Source organism: Sphingomonas sp. RIT328 (genome assembly GCF_000632225.1).
In the GTDB taxonomy this organism is placed as follows: Bacteria; Pseudomonadota; Alphaproteobacteria; order Sphingomonadales; family Sphingomonadaceae; genus Sphingomonas; species Sphingomonas kyungheensis.
The window spans coordinates 13,801-31,990 of sequence record NZ_JFYV01000010.1; the positions used below are offsets into that span (position 1 = coordinate 13,801).

An 18,190-nucleotide genomic window follows, 5' to 3' on the forward strand; every position below is an offset into this window, starting at 1 on the left:
ACAATGAATATGGTCATTCCCCTCTCCGGCAGCGGTGGTGGCGTCGCCTCAACGATGCCCTCCGATCGTACACCTGTCCTCCGGCACTACCTTCGCATCGCTATGCGCTGGCGGTACGTTATCGGTGGCGCGGTGACCACGTGCATCCTGGCGGGTATCATCGTCACGTTGTTGATGACGCCTAAGTTCACGGCGCAGTCGACGATTGAGATATCCCGTGAATCGGATGTGATCACCGGTATCCAGAGCGTTCAGCGCGAGGCCACAGCGGCTGATCAGGAATTCTACCAAACCCAATACGGCCTTCTCCGATCGCGATCCCTCGCTGAGCGGGTGGCCAGTCAACTGCGCTTGGTAGACGATCCCAAGTTCTTCCGGTTGTTCCGGGATTCCAGTTCGCTGCCTGCTTTCGAACTTGTTAACGGTCGCTATCCCGCGTCGGGACGCAGCGATCGTCAACGACGCGCTGGTGAAATCCTTCTCAAGAATTTGGGGATCGAACCGACCCGGCTTTCCCGCTTGGTGGAAGTCCGATTTACCAGTCCCGAGGCGGCGCTCTCCGCAAAAATTGCCAATGCGTGGGCGGAAAATTTCATCCAGACCAACCTTGAACGCAAGGTTCAGGCGACCTCTTACGGGCGCAACCTGCTGCAACGGCAACTCGGACAATTAAAGGAACGTCTGGACGCGTCACAGCGTCAACTCGTTGGTTACGCCTCGTCCGAGCGTATTATTAATTTGCCTTCTCAGCCAGGTCCTGGCGGGGCAGCGGGCGAGCGCTCGATCGTCGCCGACGATCTGGCAGCAATCAATTCGGCCCTGGCGCAGGCAACTGCCGACCGAATTCAGGCGCAGGCCCGCTACGAACAGGCCGGCAATCGCGGTGCCTCGCCCGAGGCATTGCGTAACCAAGCGATCAATACGCTGCGTCAACGTCGCGCAGAGCTTTCGGCCGACTATCAGCGGCTCATGACACAGTTCGAGCCGGGTTACCCCACAGCAGTCGCGATCAAGGCGCAGCTAGAACAGCTTGATCGCGCGATTGGCAACGAAGAGGGCAGGGTTTCGGGCTCGCTGCTGGCCGATTATAAGCAGGCGCAGGAGCGTGAGCGCGGATTGCAGCAGCGGGTAGAGCAACTGAAGGCCAATTACCTCGACCTTCGTCGACGCAGCATCCAATACAATATTTATCAACAGGAAGTGGATACCAACCGCGCCCTCTACGACGGTATCCTTCAGCGTTATAAGGAGATCGGCGTCGCCGGCGGAGTCGGGGTGAACAACATCTCGATCGTAGATTTGGCCGACGTTCCACAGAAGCCGTCGAGCCCGAGACTGATTCTTAATCTGGCGCTGGCCATATTGGCCGGCTTGATCATTGGGGCCGGCTTGGCGCTTGCGCTTGAGCAGATTGACGAGGCGATCGCCGATCCAGAAGAAGTAGGTCGCCGGTTGGGCCTGCCCTTGTTGGGCTCGGTGCCGAAGCTCGACAGCGGCACACCGAAGGAGGCGCTGATTGATCGCAAGTCGGACATGGTCGACGCCTATCTGGCGGTACAGACCAATCTTGCGTTCACTACGGCACATGGTGTGCCCCGATCGTTCGCTGTCACATCCACCCGACCGGCTGAAGGCAAGTCCACCACCGCGCTCGCGCTTGCCACGACACTGGCCCGCTCTCACCGTAAGGTCATCCTGGTGGACGGCGATATGCGGTCACCATCGATCCATCATCTGGGCGGGGTCGGTCACGACGCTGGGTTGAGCAACTTCTTGTCGGGGCAGGACGACATCACACCGCTGGTCTTCCACATGGACGAACTCGGCTTTACTGCGATGTCGTCGGGACCAATTCCGCCAAATGCAGCCGAATTACTGACCGGAACACGACTGTCGATTCTAATCGAGCGGTTATTGGAGACTTATGACCATGTTGTCATTGACTCTCCGCCTGTCATGGGTCTGGCCGATGCGCCACTGATTGCCAGCTACGTAGAGGGCGTCATCTATGCCGTGGAGTCACACGGCATTCGGTCCAGCATGGTAAAAACCGCTCTTTCTCGGCTAGCTGGCGCGCACGCACACGTAGTGGGTGTGGTGCTGACGAAGTTCGAAGCGAAAAAAGCCTATATCGGCTACGGTTACGAATATGGTTACGGGTATGGTCGCACGTCCGGCAAAAACAACGGGACGAAGCGCGCGTGAGCAAGCGGCGCCGACCGCGTGAAAGGCGTTCCGGTGCCGAATGGACTGTCCGTGGCGTCTTGCTTTTGGCATGCGCAGCGCTCGGTTATGCCAGCGTCGCCCATACTACGGCATCGGTGATTCTGAAGGGGCAGATCGAGCATGCCCATGTCTTGGCACCCGGCGACGGGCGAATCACAGCGCTACTGGCACAAAGCCTGTCGGGGGCGAATACCGATGTTCAGGATAGGGCGCGCGCAACCCGGCTAGCCCAACTCGCTCTGCAGCAGGATCCAACGGCAAGCCTCGCCGCCATTACTTTGGGACTTAATGAGTATATCAGTGGCGATGTCGCATCAGCACGTCGACTTTTTCGATACGCGGAGACGCTGTCGCGGCGTGATCTCCGGACCCAGGTTTGGGCTATAGAGGATTCCGTGGCGCGCGGTGATATCACCGCTACGCTGCGACACTATGACATCGCGTTGCGCACGTCAGACCGTGCACCAGACCTCCTATTTCCGATCCTCGCGGCGGCGATCACGGATAACACCATTCGATTGCCTTTGGTGCGTCTGCTCTCAACACGTCCCGCTTGGGGGAGCAGTTTCATCGATTATGTCGCTACCAGCGCGCCTGATGAGATCGCGAGCGCCGAACTTCTCCTTGCGGCCAAACGCGCTGCTGTTCCCGTCACGGATTCCGCTTGGGCGCTGGTGATCGATCATTTGATCCAACGTCGATTGTATGATCAAGCTTGGACTTATTTCGCGGCAACGCATCCACATGCAGATCGCCGCAGGTCACGTGATCCCCATTTCACAAGTACGGAAGAAGCAGTCCCGTTCAAATGGGTCGTCGGACGTGGTGACGACGTTAACGCGACTCTCCAGGCCAATCGTGCAGGCGGTCTGTTTGACTTCACTGTTCCCGCTGCAGTGGGCGGGCGTCTGCTCGAGCAACTACAGATCCTGCCACCGGGACGTTATCAACTTAACGGTCACAGTCGGGAGATTGACCAGCCGAACAGTGCAGCGCCTCAGTGGATCCTGACCTGTCGTGAAGATGGTCGTGAATTGGGACGTATCGACGTTCCGAATTCCTCGGTGCTGGGCGGAATATTTTCAGGAGAATTTGTGGTACCGGAAGGATGTCGTGCCCAGGTGTTGTCGCTGGTAGCGCGCCCCTCTGACACCGTATCCGCAATATCGGGCCAGATCGACCGCGTTGCGCTTGTGCCGATCAAAACATGATCGTAGAGGAGTCTCGATTATGAAGCTTATTAAAAACTGGCCTTCCTACGTAATAATCGCCGCTATACCTTTGTGGTCTCTTGGAAGCGCCGCCCATTCACAAACGCGTGTGCCATCTGCTGGCACAGTCGGTGTACGACAAACCGGGGGCATCAAGTCGTCAGTTGAACTACCGGGATCACGGCTCCAGGGTCGCCTCGACACTAGGATCGCATCGCGACTAAACAATCGGTTGGATCGCACCTTCGATCCGGATGTGACCGAAATAAAGTCCTTTAAAGCGGCACAGGATCGGGTGAAAGTCAAGACACAGTCGCGCTGACCATCGCCCGAATGGCGGGATCAAGATAGGTTGCCCGGATCAGGCGGTCGACACCGCCTCGCGATAGCTGCGCCGGAAATGGATGAGCTTTTCTTCCGAAGCAGACCAAAAGCGCGGCGGATCCATCGACCAAGTATCCGCCGGCACGCGTTGACAGATGGAGTGATCCTCTTCGAACACTGCGCGGTTCATCGCGGCAGAGGACGAAATGAATGGTGCCACCAGCTCGGGCTTGGTTGACGCACGCAACCGACCTGCGAAGAGCCGGCTGGTAAAGTGCGTCCGCTCTGCGATGGAGGATGGCAGGAAATGCTGGATCGACTGCGAAAAGCCGAACGTCGATGATATCATCGTGAAGGGAAAAAGATAAAGGCTCTCATAGCCCTCAAACTGGTGTGGCAGATCAAACAGCCGCGACAACGAGCGCATCCGTCGTACCATCCGTTCATCTCCCAGCGGCGATGACCAGATCGAGTTGTATCCAAAGTACTGGTTCTCACCCGGCGTTAGCTTCAACGTCGCCAACGTCTCGGGATGAATGGCCGATACATGATAGGGTTCCAGCGCGTTTTCCAGCGCAATCCGCCAATCCGATTCGTACAGATAGCGGTTAAAATCCCATCGTGCAGTAATACCGTAGGACATCGTCTCCAGCATTGGGACAAGTCCACTCATCTGCTCTTCGAGCGACCGCGCCGGCGCAGGCGATACGAATGCATAGTCGCCAACCCAGGCGATCTGGAGAGTCTTGAGAGATATTTGATCAAGAGAGCAATGCGTCAGCGAGGCCTTGTCGGCAACAAATACACGCCCTTTGGCATAGGACCAGCCGTGATAGCGGCAGAGAAAGCGCTCCCGCCCGGCATCTCCGTCAAAGATGCGTGCCCCGCGATGAGGACAACGGTTGTCAAAGGCGATAACGGAAGCACCGTCATGATACAGCACCACTTCGCGACCCAAAATATCGAAGCGGACGAAATCGCGTGCCTCAGCCAGTTCAGAACGATGCGCCAGCAGATGCCAGTTTTCGTTCCACAGCCGCACCGAAGCGTCGTCAAAGCTATTCATGTAATCCCGCAAAGTAGATTGTCTCGGCACAGGCGAGCGGGTTGACCATGATGTCAACCGATCCCCAGGAAAACCCTACACCAAAACCGAACATGCCCAATCGCGTTTTCGTACTCGTTAGGCGCTCGGCAATGTCGGTCGTCATCAGGAGCGGGATTGTTGCGCTGCTGGTGTTGCCGAAGCGGTCAATGTTGATCGGCACCCGGTCGCTGGGCAGCTTTGACTTCTTAGCGAGATGGCGCAACATGAAGGCGTTGGCTTGGTGGAAGAGGAAGGCATCAAAGACCTCTGCCCCCCCGGCGCGCTCCACAGTGGCCGACACCAGTTTTGGTACCGTCGCCAGCGTGAAGTTGAAGATAGCGCCACCGTCCATGTACAGGGCGTCGGCGTTCGTCCCTATTCCTTCGGCACTATCCTTACTCCGGCGATAGGCACCTCCGGCGATAATGAGACGACGTTCGCCGGTGCCGTCGGTACCTAGGATGAAATTCGCCGCGCCCTCGGCGTCCGCCTCAACAGCGGTCGCGGTGCCAGCATCACCGAACAGCATTACGGTACTGCGGTCCTCGGGATCGACGGTCCGGCTGATCGTGTCGCCGGCCAGGAGCAGTACACGTCGGGCTGTACCCGAGGCGATCGTCGTCATCGCAAGCCAAAGGCCATAAGGATAACCCGAGCAGCCTAAGTTCACGTCAAAGGCCAGTGCGTGCTGCCCCAGACCCAGCCGTCCCTGTAGCGCGCACGCGGTTGCGGGTAACCGGAAATCCGGTGTTTGTGTAACCAGGAAGATCGCATCCACACTGTCGCGCTCCCAGCCGAGCTGGTCGAGCAGGCGTTCCGCCGCACGCTGGCACAAATCAGCGGTCGTCATGTCGTCATCGACCCAATGACGTTGGCGCACGCCGGTCATCTTCTCGATTTCGGCTGCCTTGTCCCCAAAGCGCGTCATAAACGACCTGTTGTCGACCTGCTGAGCTGGCACACAGGACACGACCCCAGCGATCCGGCTGCCAGAGAGAGAAACGGAACGCCCGGGTGTCATCTCACGCTGCCGCAGTCGCGAGTGCCTCGACCTCGCCGACGGTGGTGCATTGCCCCAAGGCATCGGGGCTGACCGATCGATCATACACTTCATCAATCAGTGCTATAGTGGACACGATCGCCAACGAGTCCCATGCCTCGCCGAGTTCATATCCAGGGTCGATATCAGTTACATCGACATCCAAGATTTCGGCCATTCCTTCGTAAAATTGCGACATCGTACTCGTTTCCGTCTTTATCGTTTCAGAAGCCCACTAACGCCCCGGCCCAGGATAAGCCAACGCCAAAACCTATCAGCGCCGCCTTTGAGCCTGGGCGGAGCCGCCCGGCAGCCCATTCCTGTTCCAGCACGAACGGGATCGTGGAGGAAACGGTATTGCCAATCAGCTCGTAACGGCGCGGCACGAGCGCGTCGGGAAGGCCCAGCTTCTTCTGCAACGTGTCGATCATGAACTTATTCGCTTGATGCAAAACCACCGCATCTAAGTCGGTGACCGTTAATTCAGAAAGGGCAAGCAGGCGTCGAAAGGTGCGGGGCACCTCACGCAAGGTAAAGTTTAGGACAGCCGCCCCATCCATGAACAGATGGTCTTCGCTACGCACGTTGCCGGAGCGATCCTCGATTTCGATGGCTGTTTCGGGGGAACTCGGTCGGCGGAACGCGCCGGCAGGAACGATTAGGCGATCGGCACCGCTACCATCGGTGCCAAAAACGAAGGGGCCAAGCGTGCTATCGGCCTCTTGCCCCCCTCGAATCAACGTGGCTGCAGCACCATCGCCGAACAGCGTACGCACACTCTTGTCGAGAGGATGGATATACTTTGAGTAGGTGTCGGCCGTCACCAGCAATACTGTCCGAGCGACCCCGCTCCCGATCAATCCGGCCGCCAGTGATAGGCCGTAGACAAATCCCGAACAGCCAAGATTGATGTCCAACGCTCCAACCTTAGTTGAAAGCCCTAATCGGTCTTGCAAGAGGCAAGCAGTGGTTGGCAGGACGTGATCGGGAGCCTGGGTGCACAGGATGAGAAAATCTATTTCTTCCCGCGCTTCTGGTTCGCGCATAAACAGGGTGGTCGCCGCAGCCGTTGCTAGATCGAGCGCGGTCTCACCCGGTGCGGCGATTCGCCGCTCTCGAATCCCAGTTTTCTCCAAAATCTTGTCGGCTGACCAATCGGGGAAAATTGCCGCTAGCTGCTCATTGGAGAGCACTCGATCGGGAACATGCGTGGCAATCGCAGCTATACGGGCCGTGATGCGGGGAGCGGTGGGTAGAGATGGCACGATCAAGCTGAAGTCTCGTTGCTGCTGCTGTTCCTACAGCAGGACCTAGTGGTCGTCTAGTGCCAACCGCAAGGATACTCCTGCAACGCTGCTATCCACAGCGGGTGGCATTGACTGGCACCTGCCTGACCTGCTGTCAGATTTCTGAACTGCCATTCGCGAAGGCTGCCTCCTGTTTCCAAAGGCCCGCGAGACAGTTAGTCTGGCGTGATCTCAGTTTTTTTCATCCAGCGGCAACCTGAGGCCGACCAATGTCGTCGCGCATGACCGCAGGTGAAGAAGCAGGCGGGTTTATGGTGCCGAGGCCTCTATGTTGGGTTGCGGTCATAAGGAAATTGCCGGTTCAAGAGGTTCATTGCCTATTGCAGAGGCCGCCGATAGTGACCCTGCCATGACCAAAGCTTCTTATCCCGTGCAATTGATCGCGCCGAAGCGCCATGGCGACGCCCGGGGCTGGTTCACCGAAACCTACAATCTCTCGACCTTCGCCGCGCTCGGCATCACCTGCACCTTCGTGCAGGACAACCACTCCCTCTCCGCCCCCGCCCATACCCTGCGCGGCCTCCACTTCCAGACCCCGCCGCGCGGGCAGGACAAGCTCGTCCGCTGCATCCGCGGCCGGATCTTCGACGTCGCGGTCGACGTGCGGCGTGGCTCGCCCACCTACGGCCAGTGGGTCGGCGCCGAACTCAGCGCCGAGAACGGCGACCAGCTCTTCATCCCGATCGGCTTCGCGCACGGCTTCGTCACGCTCGAGCCCGATTGCGAGGTGACCTACAAATGTTCGGACACCTATGCGCCGGAGGCCGACGGCGGCATTCGCTGGGACAGCGTCGGCATCGACTGGCCGCTCCCCGCCGGCGTCACCCCCGAGCTCAGCGACAAGGACAAGGCCCAGCCGGCTCTCGCCGATTTCGACAGCCCCTTCCCCTATGACGGCCGGCCGCTCGCCCCCCTCGCCTGAAGGACCCAGACATGCGCATCTTCGTCACCGGCGGGGCCGGCTTCATCGGCTCGGCGCTCGTCCGCCACCTGATCGAGAACACCGCCCACGAGGTGCTCAACTTCGACAAGCTGACCTATGCCGGCACGCTGTCGACCGTCGAGCGCGTCGCGAACAGCAACCGCTACCGCTTCGTCCAGAGCGACATCTGCGATGCCGCGGCGGTCCGCGCCGCGATCGCCGAGTTCAGGCCCGAGATCGTCACGCATCTCGCCGCGGAAAGCCATGTCGACCGCTCGATTGACGGCCCCGGCGCGTTCGTGCAGACCAATGTCGTGGGCACCTATACGATGCTCGCCGAGACGCGTTCCTATTGGCAGACGCTCGACGAGGCGGCGCGTGCGGCGTTCCGCTTCCACCATATTTCGACCGACGAGGTCTATGGCAGCCTCGGCGACACCGGCCTGTTCACCGAAGAGACGCCCTATGATCCGCGCTCGCCCTATTCGGCGTCGAAGGCGGGGTCGGACCATCTCGTCCAGGCCTGGGGCCATACCTATGGCCTGCCGGTGCTGATCACCAATTGCTCGAACAATTACGGCCCCTACCACTTCCCCGAGAAGCTGATCCCGCTGATGATCGCCAAGGCGCTCGCCGGCGAGCCGCTGCCGGTCTACGGCAAGGGCGACCAGGTGCGCGACTGGCTCTATGTCGAGGATCACGTCCGCGCGCTGCAGGCGGTGTTCGAGCGCGGCGCGGTCGGCCGCACCTACAATGTCGGCGGGCATAACGAGAAGCAGAACATCGAGGTGGTGCACACGCTCTGCGCGATCCTCGACCGGCTGCGCCCGCGCGACGACGGCCGCTCCTATGCCGAACAGATCACCTCGGTCGCCGACCGGCCCGGCCACGACAAACGCTATGCGATCGACGCCAGCCGGATCAACGACGAGCTCGGCTGGCGCCCGCAGGAGACGTTCGAGACCGGTATCGAGAAGACGATCCGCTGGTATCTCGATAACGAGTCATGGTGGCGGCCGCTCGTCGCGGCAAAGGCCTCCGAACGCCGCGGCATCGCGGCCTGATATGTCGAACCTTCGACCTGTCGACATGGCGGCGCGGCGATGACCCGCGCCGTCCTCGTCACCGGCGGCAACGGCCAGCTCGGCCGCGAGCTCGCGCGTTATGCCTGGCCGGACGGCTGGCACGCGGTCGCGCTCGGCCGCGATGCGTTCGATCTCGGCGATCCTGCCGCACTCACCGCGGCCATCGCCGCGGGGCATGACGGCCGGCCATGGGCGGCGGTGATCAACGCCGCGGCCTATACCGCGGTCGACAAGGCGGAGAGCGACGTCGTCACCGCCTGGACGGTCAACGCGCTCGCCCCCGCCGCGCTTGCCGCCGCCTGCGCCGCGGCGGCGATCCCGCTCGTCCAGGTCTCGACCGATTATGTCTTCGCCGGCGACCGGCAGGGCGCGTGGCAGGTCGACGATCCGGTCGGTCCGCTCAGCGTCTATGGCGCGTCGAAACTGGGCGGCGAGCTGGCGGTGCGCACCGCCGGCGGGCGTGCCGCGATCGTCCGCACCGCCTGGGTCGTGTCGGCGGGCGGCGCCAATTTCGTCAGGACGATGCTGCGCCTCGCGGCCGACCGCGACCAGTTGCGCGTCGTCGCCGACCAGCAGGGCAGCCCGACCAGCGCGGCCGATCTCGCAGGCGCGCTCGCGACCATCGCGATGCGGCTCGCCGACGATCCGCACGCGCCGACCGGCACCTTCCACTTCAGCAACGCCGGCGCGACCGACTGGGCCGGTTTCGCGTGCGAGATCTTCCGGCAGAGCGCCGCACGCGGCGGCCCGACCGCTGCGGTCGAGGGGATCGCGACCAGCGACTATCCCACGCCGGCGCGACGCCCGGCCAATTCCCTGCTCAGCCACGACGCCATCCGCACCGCTTACGGCATCGACCCGCGGCCGTGGGACGCGGCCCTGGCGGACATTCTCGACGAACTGATCGGAGTACCGCAATGAAGGGCATCATTCTCGCCGGGGGTTCGGGCACCCGGCTCCATCCGGCGACGCTGGCGGTCAACAAGCAGTTGCTGCCGGTCTACGACAAGCCGATGATCTATTATCCGCTGTCGGTGCTGATGCTCGCCGGCATCCGCGACGTGCTGATCATCTCGAGCCCCGAATATCTCGACAATTACCGCCGGCTGTTCGGGGACGGCTCGCCGTTCGGGCTGCGCATCGACTATGCCGAACAGCCGAGTCCCGACGGCCTCGCGCAGGCGTTCACGATCGGCGCCGACTTCATCGGTGATGACAATGTCGCGCTGGTGCTCGGCGACAATATCTTCTTCGGTGCGCATCTCACCGAACTGCTCGCCAACGCCGTCGCGAGACCCACGGGCGCCACGGTGTTCAGTTATCGTGTCGAGGATCCCGAGCGCTATGGCGTGGTCGAGTTCGGCGAAGGCGGCAAGGCCATCAGCCTCGAAGAAAAGCCCGCGCAGCCCAAGTCCAACCATGCGGTGACCGGCCTCTATTTCTACGACAATCGCGTGGTCGAATTGGCTCGCAACCTCAAGCCTTCGGCCCGTGGTGAGCTCGAGATCACTGATCTCAACCGGCTCTACATGGAGGCGGGCGACCTCTACGTCGAGCAGATGGGCCGCGGCTATGCCTGGCTCGACACCGGCACCCACGACAGCCTGCTCGAGGCGTCGGAGTTCGTGCGCACGCTGCAGCACCGTCAGGGCATTCAGATCGCCTGCCTCGAAGAAATCGCCTACGAGCAGGGCTTTATTTCCGCAGATGAGGCGCGGGTGCGGGGCGAGATGTTCAAGAAGACCGCCTATGGGCGGGCGATCCTGAAGGCGGTGGATCGCAACTGATCCCGGTAAAAGACATCTTAACCCGTCATAGACCTTTACCCATCTAGACAGGACCCCGGCGGCATCTTACCACGTTCGCCATATACCGGGGGGTTCTAATATGATCGGGACGATGACGTCGACGCGGCGGGTACGGGTGCGCGCGCTGCAGACGAGTGGCATGGCGCTGGCAATGGTCGCGGCCGCGCCCGCGTTCGCGCAATGCGCACCCGATCCCACCCAGACGAACACCGCCACCAACTGCACCGGCACCGACAGCGACGGGCTCGTCGTCACCACCTACGGCACGACGGTCAACGTTCCCGCTGGCGCGACGGTGCAAGGCGGCAGCCGGCCGGGGATCGCGGTGGCGCTGCCGTCGACCAGTTACGGCAGCGCCGTCAGCGTTGCGGTCGCCGGCACGGTCGACGGCGGCACGCAGCCGGGGGTCAGCCTGCTGTGGCAACCGGCGGCGACTGGCTATGGCTATTATGACGCCCGGCTCGACCTCACCGTCGCGCAAGGGGGCAGCGTCACCGGCAGCAATGCGGTCGTCATTGGTCGCAGCACCAGCACAGGCTATGGCTATGGCAGCCCGGTCGCGACGATCGACAACAGCGGCACGCTGACCGGCACCAGCGGCATTGCGCTGCTCGCCACCACCCCCGGCTATGGCAGCTTCGCGATCACCAATCGCGCGACGGGGACGATCGGCGCGATCAGTGGCGCGGTCAGTACGCTCGACAATGCCGGCACCATTGATGGCGGCACCCGCAGTGCGATCGACTGGGGCTATGGCTATGCCACTTATCGCACGCTCGCCAACAGCGGCACGATCACCGCGGCAAGCAGCGCCGCGACGCTCGCCAATCTACCGTCGAACGCGACATTGGCCAATAGCGGCACGATCGCCAACACCGGTAGCGGCGCGGCGATCGCCGGTACCAGCCTCTCGATCACCAACGCCGCAACCGGACGGATCACCGCCGGTGCGACCGCGATCAGCGCCGATAACTATCTGACGCTAACCAATGCCGGCACGATCAACGGCAATATCGTCACTGCGGTTCAAGCGTTCGTTCCCGCCCCCAGCACGATCGATTCCCGCGCGGGTACGATCAACGGCTCCGTCACCTTCGGAGCCAGCAGCGACACGCTTATCGCCGGTTGGAACAATGGGCTGGTGACCGGCATCACCGGCGTGATCGACGGCGGCGGCGGCACCGATACGGTGCAGGTCCGCTTTGCCGGCGATACCACGCTGGCGCGCGTGATTGCGCTGCCGACCAATTTCGAACAGCTCAGCCTCGCACCCGAGACCGAAATCACCACCACGCTCGCCGACGGCTTTGCCGCGCCCGGTTTGCTGGAGATCACCGGCAAGGGCACAGTGGTCAACCGGACGACCCTGAGCGGCGCCGGCAAGGTGGTGCGGGTCGGCGACTATGATCCTGACAACCGCCCGAGCTTCGTCAACGCCGGGGCGATCACCGCCACCGGCGGCACCGCGACCGATTATGCGATTGATCTTCGCCCCTACGCGACGCGGTTCGAGAATAGCGGTACGATCACCGCAGCGGCCAACGGCGTGTCGGCACAAAGCTCGGGTAGCTTCGTCAACACCGCGACCGGAACGATCACCGCCACCGATACCGGCGTGTCGGTCGACTCCACCAACTTCACCAACGCCGGGACGATCCGTTCGACCGCTGGCACGGGCCTGCTCCTATCAGGATATGCCAGTGATGCCTTGACCAACAGAGGCCTCATTGAGGGCAAGATCGCCGGTGCCCTCATTAACACGCGGCTGGTCAACACCGGGACGATCACCTCTCCCGGCACCGGCGTCCTGGTCGGTTATTCGGGCACCCTCGACAATCGCACCGGCGGCACGATCAACGGTGGTGTTGCCGGTGTAGAAACCGGACTGTGGCAGGCGACGATCGCCAATGCCGGCACGATCAACGGCGACGTGCGGCTGGTCGGCGGCATCTATAGCAGCAGCTACAGCGCCAACCGCTTCTTCGCGCTGGCGGGCGGCGTGGTGAACGGCAATTTGACGCTCGGCACCAATGACGTACTGGTTACGGAATTCGCTGGCAGCGGCGGCGGGCGGATTGCCGGCATCACTGGCACGGTCACGGCAACCAATTCGACGCTGCGCTACCGCGTTCGCAGCGATACCGCGACCAGTCTCACCACGCTGCCCGGCTTCGCCGGCATCGGCTACGATCTCTATGACGGTGCGACGCTGACGCTGACCGGCGGCGCGACACAGGTCTCCGGTTCGATCGCGCCACTGACGCTTGCCGGCGAAGGCGTCGTCGATCTCAACGCCACAATCGCCAGCACCAGCCAGCCGGCGATCCAGGTCACGTCGCTGCTGGTCGCGCCAGGCGAGACGCAGCCGGCGGCCCGCGGGCTCGTCATCACCAGTCGCGGCGCGCTGACGCTCGACCGGCCCGCTGCCAGCTCCTACAGCTATCCCTATACGGCGATAGCGCTGACCAATGATGATACCTTCACCAATGCTGGCACGATCATCGTCCGTGATCGCGCCACGCCGAACTACAGCATCATCGCCGCGATTTCCGGCGGCAAGAGCGTCGTCAACAGCGGCACGATTACACTCGATAATGCCATCGGCATCTCTGGCGCGCTGAGCATCACCAATAGCGGCGCGATCATCCGGGCGGCCGGTGGCGGCACCGCGATCGGGATCAGCGACGTTACCGATCTCACCAACAGCGGCTCGATCGATGTCGCGGGCACCGCGGTGATGCTGGCCGGCTATAATGGCGGCACCATCACCAATACCGGCCGGATCGCCAGCTCGAGCGGCGCGGCGATCGGCCTTTCCTTCTCGGGCTATTCCTACGGCGTCACCGTCAGCAATCTTGCCGGCGGCACGATCGCCGGCGGGGCAGGCACGGCGATCCGCATGGCAGGCGGCACGATCCGTAACGCCGGGACGATCACTGGCTCAGTCGACCTCGGCTATTCGAGCTATGGCGGCGTCAGCTCTCTCCCCGCCACCTATATCGCCGAAGGCGGCACGCTGACCGGCGACCTGCGCTTTGGCAGCGGCGACGATCAGCTGGTCGCGATCGACGACGTCATCGGAGTCAGCGGGACAGTTGACGGCGGCGGCGGTATCGACACCTTCGTCCACGCGCGCACAGCCAGCGGCAGCATCGCGCTCGGCACGATGCCGGCGTCGCTGATCAATTTTGAACGGGAAGGCGTGCGCGCGATCGGCACGGACACCACGGTGACGATCACTGCCGCCGATCCGGTCACCACCGCCGTGCTCGTCTCGGGCGACGGATCGATCATCAACACCGCGACAATCCTCGGCGGCGTGTCGAGCGGTACGAGCAGCTCCTATTACACTGCCCCGCAGGCACCGCTCGCCGCCTTCACCAACAGCGGCACGCTCGGCAGCGCCACACTGGCCGGTCCGGCGCTAAGGCTGTACGATGTTCTGGCGGTGACCAACACGGGCACGCTGATCAACATTGGTGGCACCGCGGCGCTCTCTCTATCGGCCTCCGGGTCGGCAAAGATCGCCAACAGCGGCACGATCACCGGCGGGGTCACCGCTGATCATTATACGCCCTACACGTCCTCTCCGGCGGACACGCCGGCCCCTTCGACGCTGGCGATGACCAATAGTGGCACGATCACTGCCCCCCATAATGCCGTGTTCCTTTCCTCCTACGGCGGCAGCGCCGGTGCGACGGTATCGCTCGACAACAGCGGCACGATCGCGGCGACCGCGGATGGCGGCACCGCCGTTGCGCTCTATGTGGAGGATTACAACACGGCTGCGGCGCCACGCACCGCGGTCACGCTGACCAACAGCGGTACGATCCGCGCCAATGGCGGCGGCACCCCGCTGCCCGCCGATCCCTATGCCGGGGCCGCGCCGGTCTACGGCAGCGCGCCGGCGCTCGCCGTGCACAGCTATACGACGCTGACCAACCGGACGCAGATCACCAACACCGCGGCGGGCACGATCGAGGCGACCGGCACGCTTTCCACCGCCATCTTCAGCGAAGGCGGCCTCGACCTTACCAACGCCGGCACGATCCGCGGCAGCAACGGCACCGCGCTCGCCCGCAACGATTACCTGTCCTACTACCTCGGCAGCGACCGGCTCGCCGGCGCGATCCAGACCGTCGGCGACGCCGACAACCGCATCGTCAACACCGGCACGATCATCGGCTCGATCGCGCTCGGCGGCGGCAACGACCGGATCGAGAATCGCGGCACGCTCACCGGCGACGTGTTCCTCGGCGCCGGCGACGACATCTTCCTCCAGCAGGCCAATGCCACGCTGACCGGCACGGTCGACGGCGGTGACGGCACCGACATGCTGATCGTCGATGCGACCGGCGGCGGCACGATCAACGCCGCGCAGTTCGTCCGGTTCGAGGGCCTCAGCCAGACCGGCCAGGGCAACGTCAACTATCTCGGCAGCTTCGGCTTCGACACGATCGGCCTGGCTGGCGGCACCATCACCGTCGCCGCGGGCGATACGCTGGCGACCAGCGGCCCGGTCGCGCTGACCGGCAGCAGCGGCGACGAGACGGTGATCAACAACGGCACCATCCTCGGCGCGGTCGCGCTCGGCGCGGGCAACGACACCTTCGTCGAAGGGCCGAACAGCCGTGTCACCGGTATCGTCGACGGTGGTGCCGGCGACGATCTCTACTCGGTCGTCCTCGCCGGCGACCGCAGCGGCATCGGCGCGCGCACCGGCTTCGAACGGCTCGCGGTCGGCGGTACCGGCACGCTGCGCCTGACGCTCGACCAGGATTTCACCAGCCTCGCGCTGAACGGCGCCAGCGCCGACCTGACGCTCGCCGGCTATCGCATCACCGGCGTCACCGGATCGGATGCCGCTGAAACCCTGCGCGTCGACGGCGACATCGCCCGCGTCGCGCTGGGTGGCGGCGACGACACGCTCGCGCTCGGTACGTCGGTCGCGATGGGCCGTTACGACGGCGGCAGCGGCACCGACACGCTCGCCTTCACCACGGCCGCGCCGGTGACATTGGTCGGCAGCGCGACCGGGTTCGAGCGCGTCGCGCTGACCGGTAGCGCGCTGACCGTCGCGGGGACGCTCGGCAGCGCCGCAGCCCCCCTCGCCTTCACCACCGCCGATACGCAGCTCACCGTCGCCGACGGCGGCACGCTCGCCGGAGTCATCGATCTCGGCACCGGCAACACCCGCTTCCGCCTCGCCGCGGGTGGCACCCTGGTCGGCAGCGTTGCCGGTGGTGGTCAGGGCAGTGCGACCGTCGCCCTTGCCGGCGACCGGACGCTGACCGACGCGCTGACCGGCTTCGCGACACTGACCACCGAAGGCAGCGGCACGCTGTCGCTCGCCGGCACCTATGCGTTCGACCGGGTCGGCGGCACCGGCAACCTTGCCGTGCTCGCCAATGCGGCGCTGACCACCGGCCAGCTCCGCTTCGGCGACGACGACAATCGCCTGACCATCGCCGGCCGCTTCGCCGGATCGGTCGACGGCGGCGCCGGCCGCAATACGATCGCGATCTCGGGCGGCAATGCCGCGGCGCCGGTCGCCTTCGGCAGCATCGCGCAGGTCGCCGCGCTGTCGATGAGCGACGGCTTCGCCACCGTCTCGGGCAATGCCGCGCTCGGCACTGTCGACATGTCGGGTGGTCGACTTGTCGGGCTGGCGGGCTCGACGCTGTCGGCGGACCAGTTCCTGATCCGGCCCGGTGCGACCTTCGGCTCGGCGGGCACGGTCAACGGCAATGTCAACGTCGCCGGCATCCTCAGCCCCGGCGCGTCGCCGGGGACGATGACCGTCAACGGCAATGTCGCGCTCCAGTCGGGCTCGGTGTCGCTGTTCGAGATCACGCCGACCGTGTCCGACAAGCTCGTCGTCAACGGTACGGTGACGATCGCCCCGGGCGCGACGCTGCAGCTCGCACCGAGCGGGACGCTGCGCCCCGGCACCAGCTACGACCTGATCACCGCCAGCGGCGGCATCACCGGCAGCTATGCGACGATCCTCAAGCCCGACAGCCTGTTCGGCTTCGTCGTCCAGCGTGGCGATCGCCTCCAGCTGCTCGGCCAGTTCCTCGATCCGGCCGGCACCAACGCGCAGATCAGCCGCAGCATCGCCTACGCCAACCGCGCGATCGTCGCGCAGCCGGCGGACAGCGCGCTGTTCGCCGCGCTCCCGGCGCTGCTCACCGCCAACGGCACGTCCGATGCCGCCGCCTTCGCCCGCCTCACGCCGGAGACCTATGCCTCGGCGAGCCAGATCGGCGTCGACAATGCGCTCGCGCTCGCCGCGACCGCGCGCGGGCCGGGTCTGGCGACCGATAGCGAGGACGTCCGCCTCTTCACCTTCGCGCAGATGCTCGGCGGCTGGCACCGGCTCGGTGCGGACGCTGCGGCGGGAACCGCGGCGACGCGCAGTCAGAGCTATGGCTTCCTCGGCGGCATCGGCATCGGTGATGCGACGTGGAGCGTCGGTGCCTTCGCCGGCTATCTCAACGACCGCCAGCAGATCGACGCGCTCGCCGCGCGCACCAAGCTCAACGGCGCGGTTGCCGGTGTCGAGGCGCGCTATGCCGTCCCCGGCGGGCTCGGCGTCACCGCCGCGATCCTCTACGATGGCGGCACGGCACATAGCACGCGCGCCCTGCCCGGCGCGGGCAGCGCGAGTGCGAGCTACGGGCTGCACAGCTGGGTCAGCGACCTGTCGCTGAGCTACGACCTCGGCCTGTCGACCGACTGGACGCTGCGGCCCCGTGCCGGGCTGACGCTGGTCCGCACCACCCGCGCCGCGCTCACCGAGACGGGCAGCGTCTTCGCGCTCAGCGTCGCGCGCGACCGTCACGTCGCCGGCTTCGCCGACGCCGGGCTGACCTTCGCACGCAGCGATGCCTCGAAGGCGCCGCTGCGGCCGTTCGTCTCGCTCGGGCTGCGCTACCAGTTCAAGGGCAACCGGACCGAGGCGCTCGGCGGCTATGCGGGCGGCGGCCTCGGCCTGACCGCGCTGGGTGCGGCACGCGCCGATCTGGTCGGCACCGCCGCGGCAGGCCTCGCCTACCGCCTGACCACCCGACTCGACCTGTTCAGCACCGTCTCGTCGCAGACCGGGCGCGACGATCATCAGGAGAGCATCAGCACCGGCGTGCGGCTGCGGTTCTGATCGGGCGGATGCGGTCCCCTTG

Annotated in this window: 11 protein-coding genes; 7 read left to right on the forward strand and 4 right to left on the reverse strand. The window is 64.0% G+C overall.

The features are described 5' to 3' along the window. Positions 1 to 3 precede the first annotated feature (3 nt). Positions 4 to 2,205: a GumC family protein gene (locus BW41_RS05575; protein WP_051583272.1), complete on the forward strand. Its 2,202-nt coding sequence runs from the start codon at positions 4 to 6 to the stop codon at positions 2,203 to 2,205. After that, positions 2,202 to 3,437: a hypothetical protein gene (locus tag BW41_RS20875; RefSeq protein WP_152542136.1), complete on the forward strand. Its 1,236-nt coding sequence runs from the start codon at positions 2,202 to 2,204 to the stop codon at positions 3,435 to 3,437. The genes BW41_RS05575 and BW41_RS20875 overlap by 4 nt, the downstream gene beginning before the upstream one ends. A gap of 361 nt (positions 3,438 to 3,798) precedes the next feature. Here the strand turns inward: BW41_RS20875 and BW41_RS20425 are convergent, their stop codons facing one another. Genes BW41_RS20425 through BW41_RS05595 form a run of 4 tightly spaced genes read right to left on the reverse strand, consistent with a single transcriptional unit; the run spans position 3,799 to position 7,152 of the window. Further along, positions 3,799 to 4,827: an aromatic ring-hydroxylating oxygenase subunit alpha gene (locus BW41_RS20425; RefSeq protein ID WP_037532290.1), complete on the reverse strand. Its 1,029-nt coding sequence runs from the start codon at positions 4,825 to 4,827 to the stop codon at positions 3,799 to 3,801. Then, on the reverse strand, positions 4,820 to 5,962 hold the full coding sequence (locus BW41_RS05585; RefSeq protein ID WP_327195571.1) for a ketoacyl-ACP synthase III: 1,143 nt from the start codon (positions 5,960 to 5,962) through the stop codon (positions 4,820 to 4,822). The genes BW41_RS20425 and BW41_RS05585 overlap by 8 nt, the downstream gene beginning before the upstream one ends. Further along, positions 5,871 to 6,086, reverse strand: coding sequence for an acyl carrier protein (locus BW41_RS05590; RefSeq protein WP_037532297.1), 216 nt, complete (start codon positions 6,084 to 6,086; stop codon positions 5,871 to 5,873). Before BW41_RS05590 ends, BW41_RS05585 begins: the two co-directional genes overlap by 92 nt. 25 nt (positions 6,087 to 6,111) lie before the next feature. Beyond that, positions 6,112 to 7,152: a ketoacyl-ACP synthase III gene (locus tag BW41_RS05595; protein ID WP_235199603.1), complete on the reverse strand. Its 1,041-nt coding sequence runs from the start codon at positions 7,150 to 7,152 to the stop codon at positions 6,112 to 6,114. 391 nt (positions 7,153 to 7,543) lie between these two features. On the opposite strand from BW41_RS05595, the gene rfbC reads away from it, so the two are divergent. From rfbC to BW41_RS05620, 5 genes are all read left to right on the forward strand, one after another. Beyond that, on the forward strand, positions 7,544 to 8,116 hold the full coding sequence (gene rfbC, locus BW41_RS05600; protein ID WP_037532299.1) for a dTDP-4-dehydrorhamnose 3,5-epimerase: 573 nt from the start codon (positions 7,544 to 7,546) through the stop codon (positions 8,114 to 8,116). Positions 8,117 to 8,127: 11 nt separating this feature from the next. Next, positions 8,128 to 9,180, forward strand: coding sequence for a dTDP-glucose 4,6-dehydratase (gene rfbB, locus BW41_RS05605; protein WP_037532302.1), 1,053 nt, complete (start codon positions 8,128 to 8,130; stop codon positions 9,178 to 9,180). 39 nt (positions 9,181 to 9,219) lie between these two features. Further along, entirely contained in the window at positions 9,220 to 10,122 is a 903-nt protein-coding gene (gene rfbD, locus BW41_RS05610) for a dTDP-4-dehydrorhamnose reductase (protein WP_037532305.1), read from the forward strand. Further along, the gene (gene rfbA, locus BW41_RS05615) at positions 10,119 to 10,988 is read left to right on the forward strand and encodes a glucose-1-phosphate thymidylyltransferase RfbA (RefSeq protein WP_037532308.1); all 870 of its coding nucleotides are present in this window, start codon (positions 10,119 to 10,121) and stop codon (positions 10,986 to 10,988) included. Before rfbD ends, rfbA begins: the two co-directional genes overlap by 4 nt. 112 nt (positions 10,989 to 11,100) lie before the next feature. Further along, the gene (locus BW41_RS05620; RefSeq protein ID WP_235199578.1) at positions 11,101 to 18,168 is read left to right on the forward strand and encodes an autotransporter outer membrane beta-barrel domain-containing protein; all 7,068 of its coding nucleotides are present in this window, start codon (positions 11,101 to 11,103) and stop codon (positions 18,166 to 18,168) included. Positions 18,169 to 18,190 lie beyond the last annotated feature (22 nt).

Excerpts from the sequence above, each read along its gene's own strand:
- BW41_RS20425 (WP_037532290.1), bottom strand. The coding sequence starts at position 4,827 with ATGAATAGCTTTGACGACGCTTCGGTGCGGCTGTGGAACGAAAACTGG.
- BW41_RS05575 (WP_051583272.1), top strand. The coding sequence starts at position 4 with ATGAATATGGTCATTCCCCTCTCCGGCAGCGGTGGTGGCGTCGCCTCA.
- BW41_RS05585 (WP_327195571.1), bottom strand. The coding sequence starts at position 5,962 with ATGAAGTGTATGATCGATCGGTCAGCCCCGATGCCTTGGGGCAATGCA.
- rfbC (WP_037532299.1), top strand. The coding sequence starts at position 7,544 with ATGACCAAAGCTTCTTATCCCGTGCAATTGATCGCGCCGAAGCGCCAT.
- BW41_RS05590 (WP_037532297.1), bottom strand. The coding sequence starts at position 6,086 with ATGTCGCAATTTTACGAAGGAATGGCCGAAATCTTGGATGTCGATGTA.
- BW41_RS05620 (WP_235199578.1), top strand. The coding sequence starts at position 11,101 with ATGACGTCGACGCGGCGGGTACGGGTGCGCGCGCTGCAGACGAGTGGC.
- rfbD (WP_037532305.1), top strand. The coding sequence starts at position 9,220 with ATGACCCGCGCCGTCCTCGTCACCGGCGGCAACGGCCAGCTCGGCCGC.
- rfbA (WP_037532308.1), top strand. The coding sequence starts at position 10,119 with ATGAAGGGCATCATTCTCGCCGGGGGTTCGGGCACCCGGCTCCATCCG.
- rfbB (WP_037532302.1), top strand. The coding sequence starts at position 8,128 with ATGCGCATCTTCGTCACCGGCGGGGCCGGCTTCATCGGCTCGGCGCTC.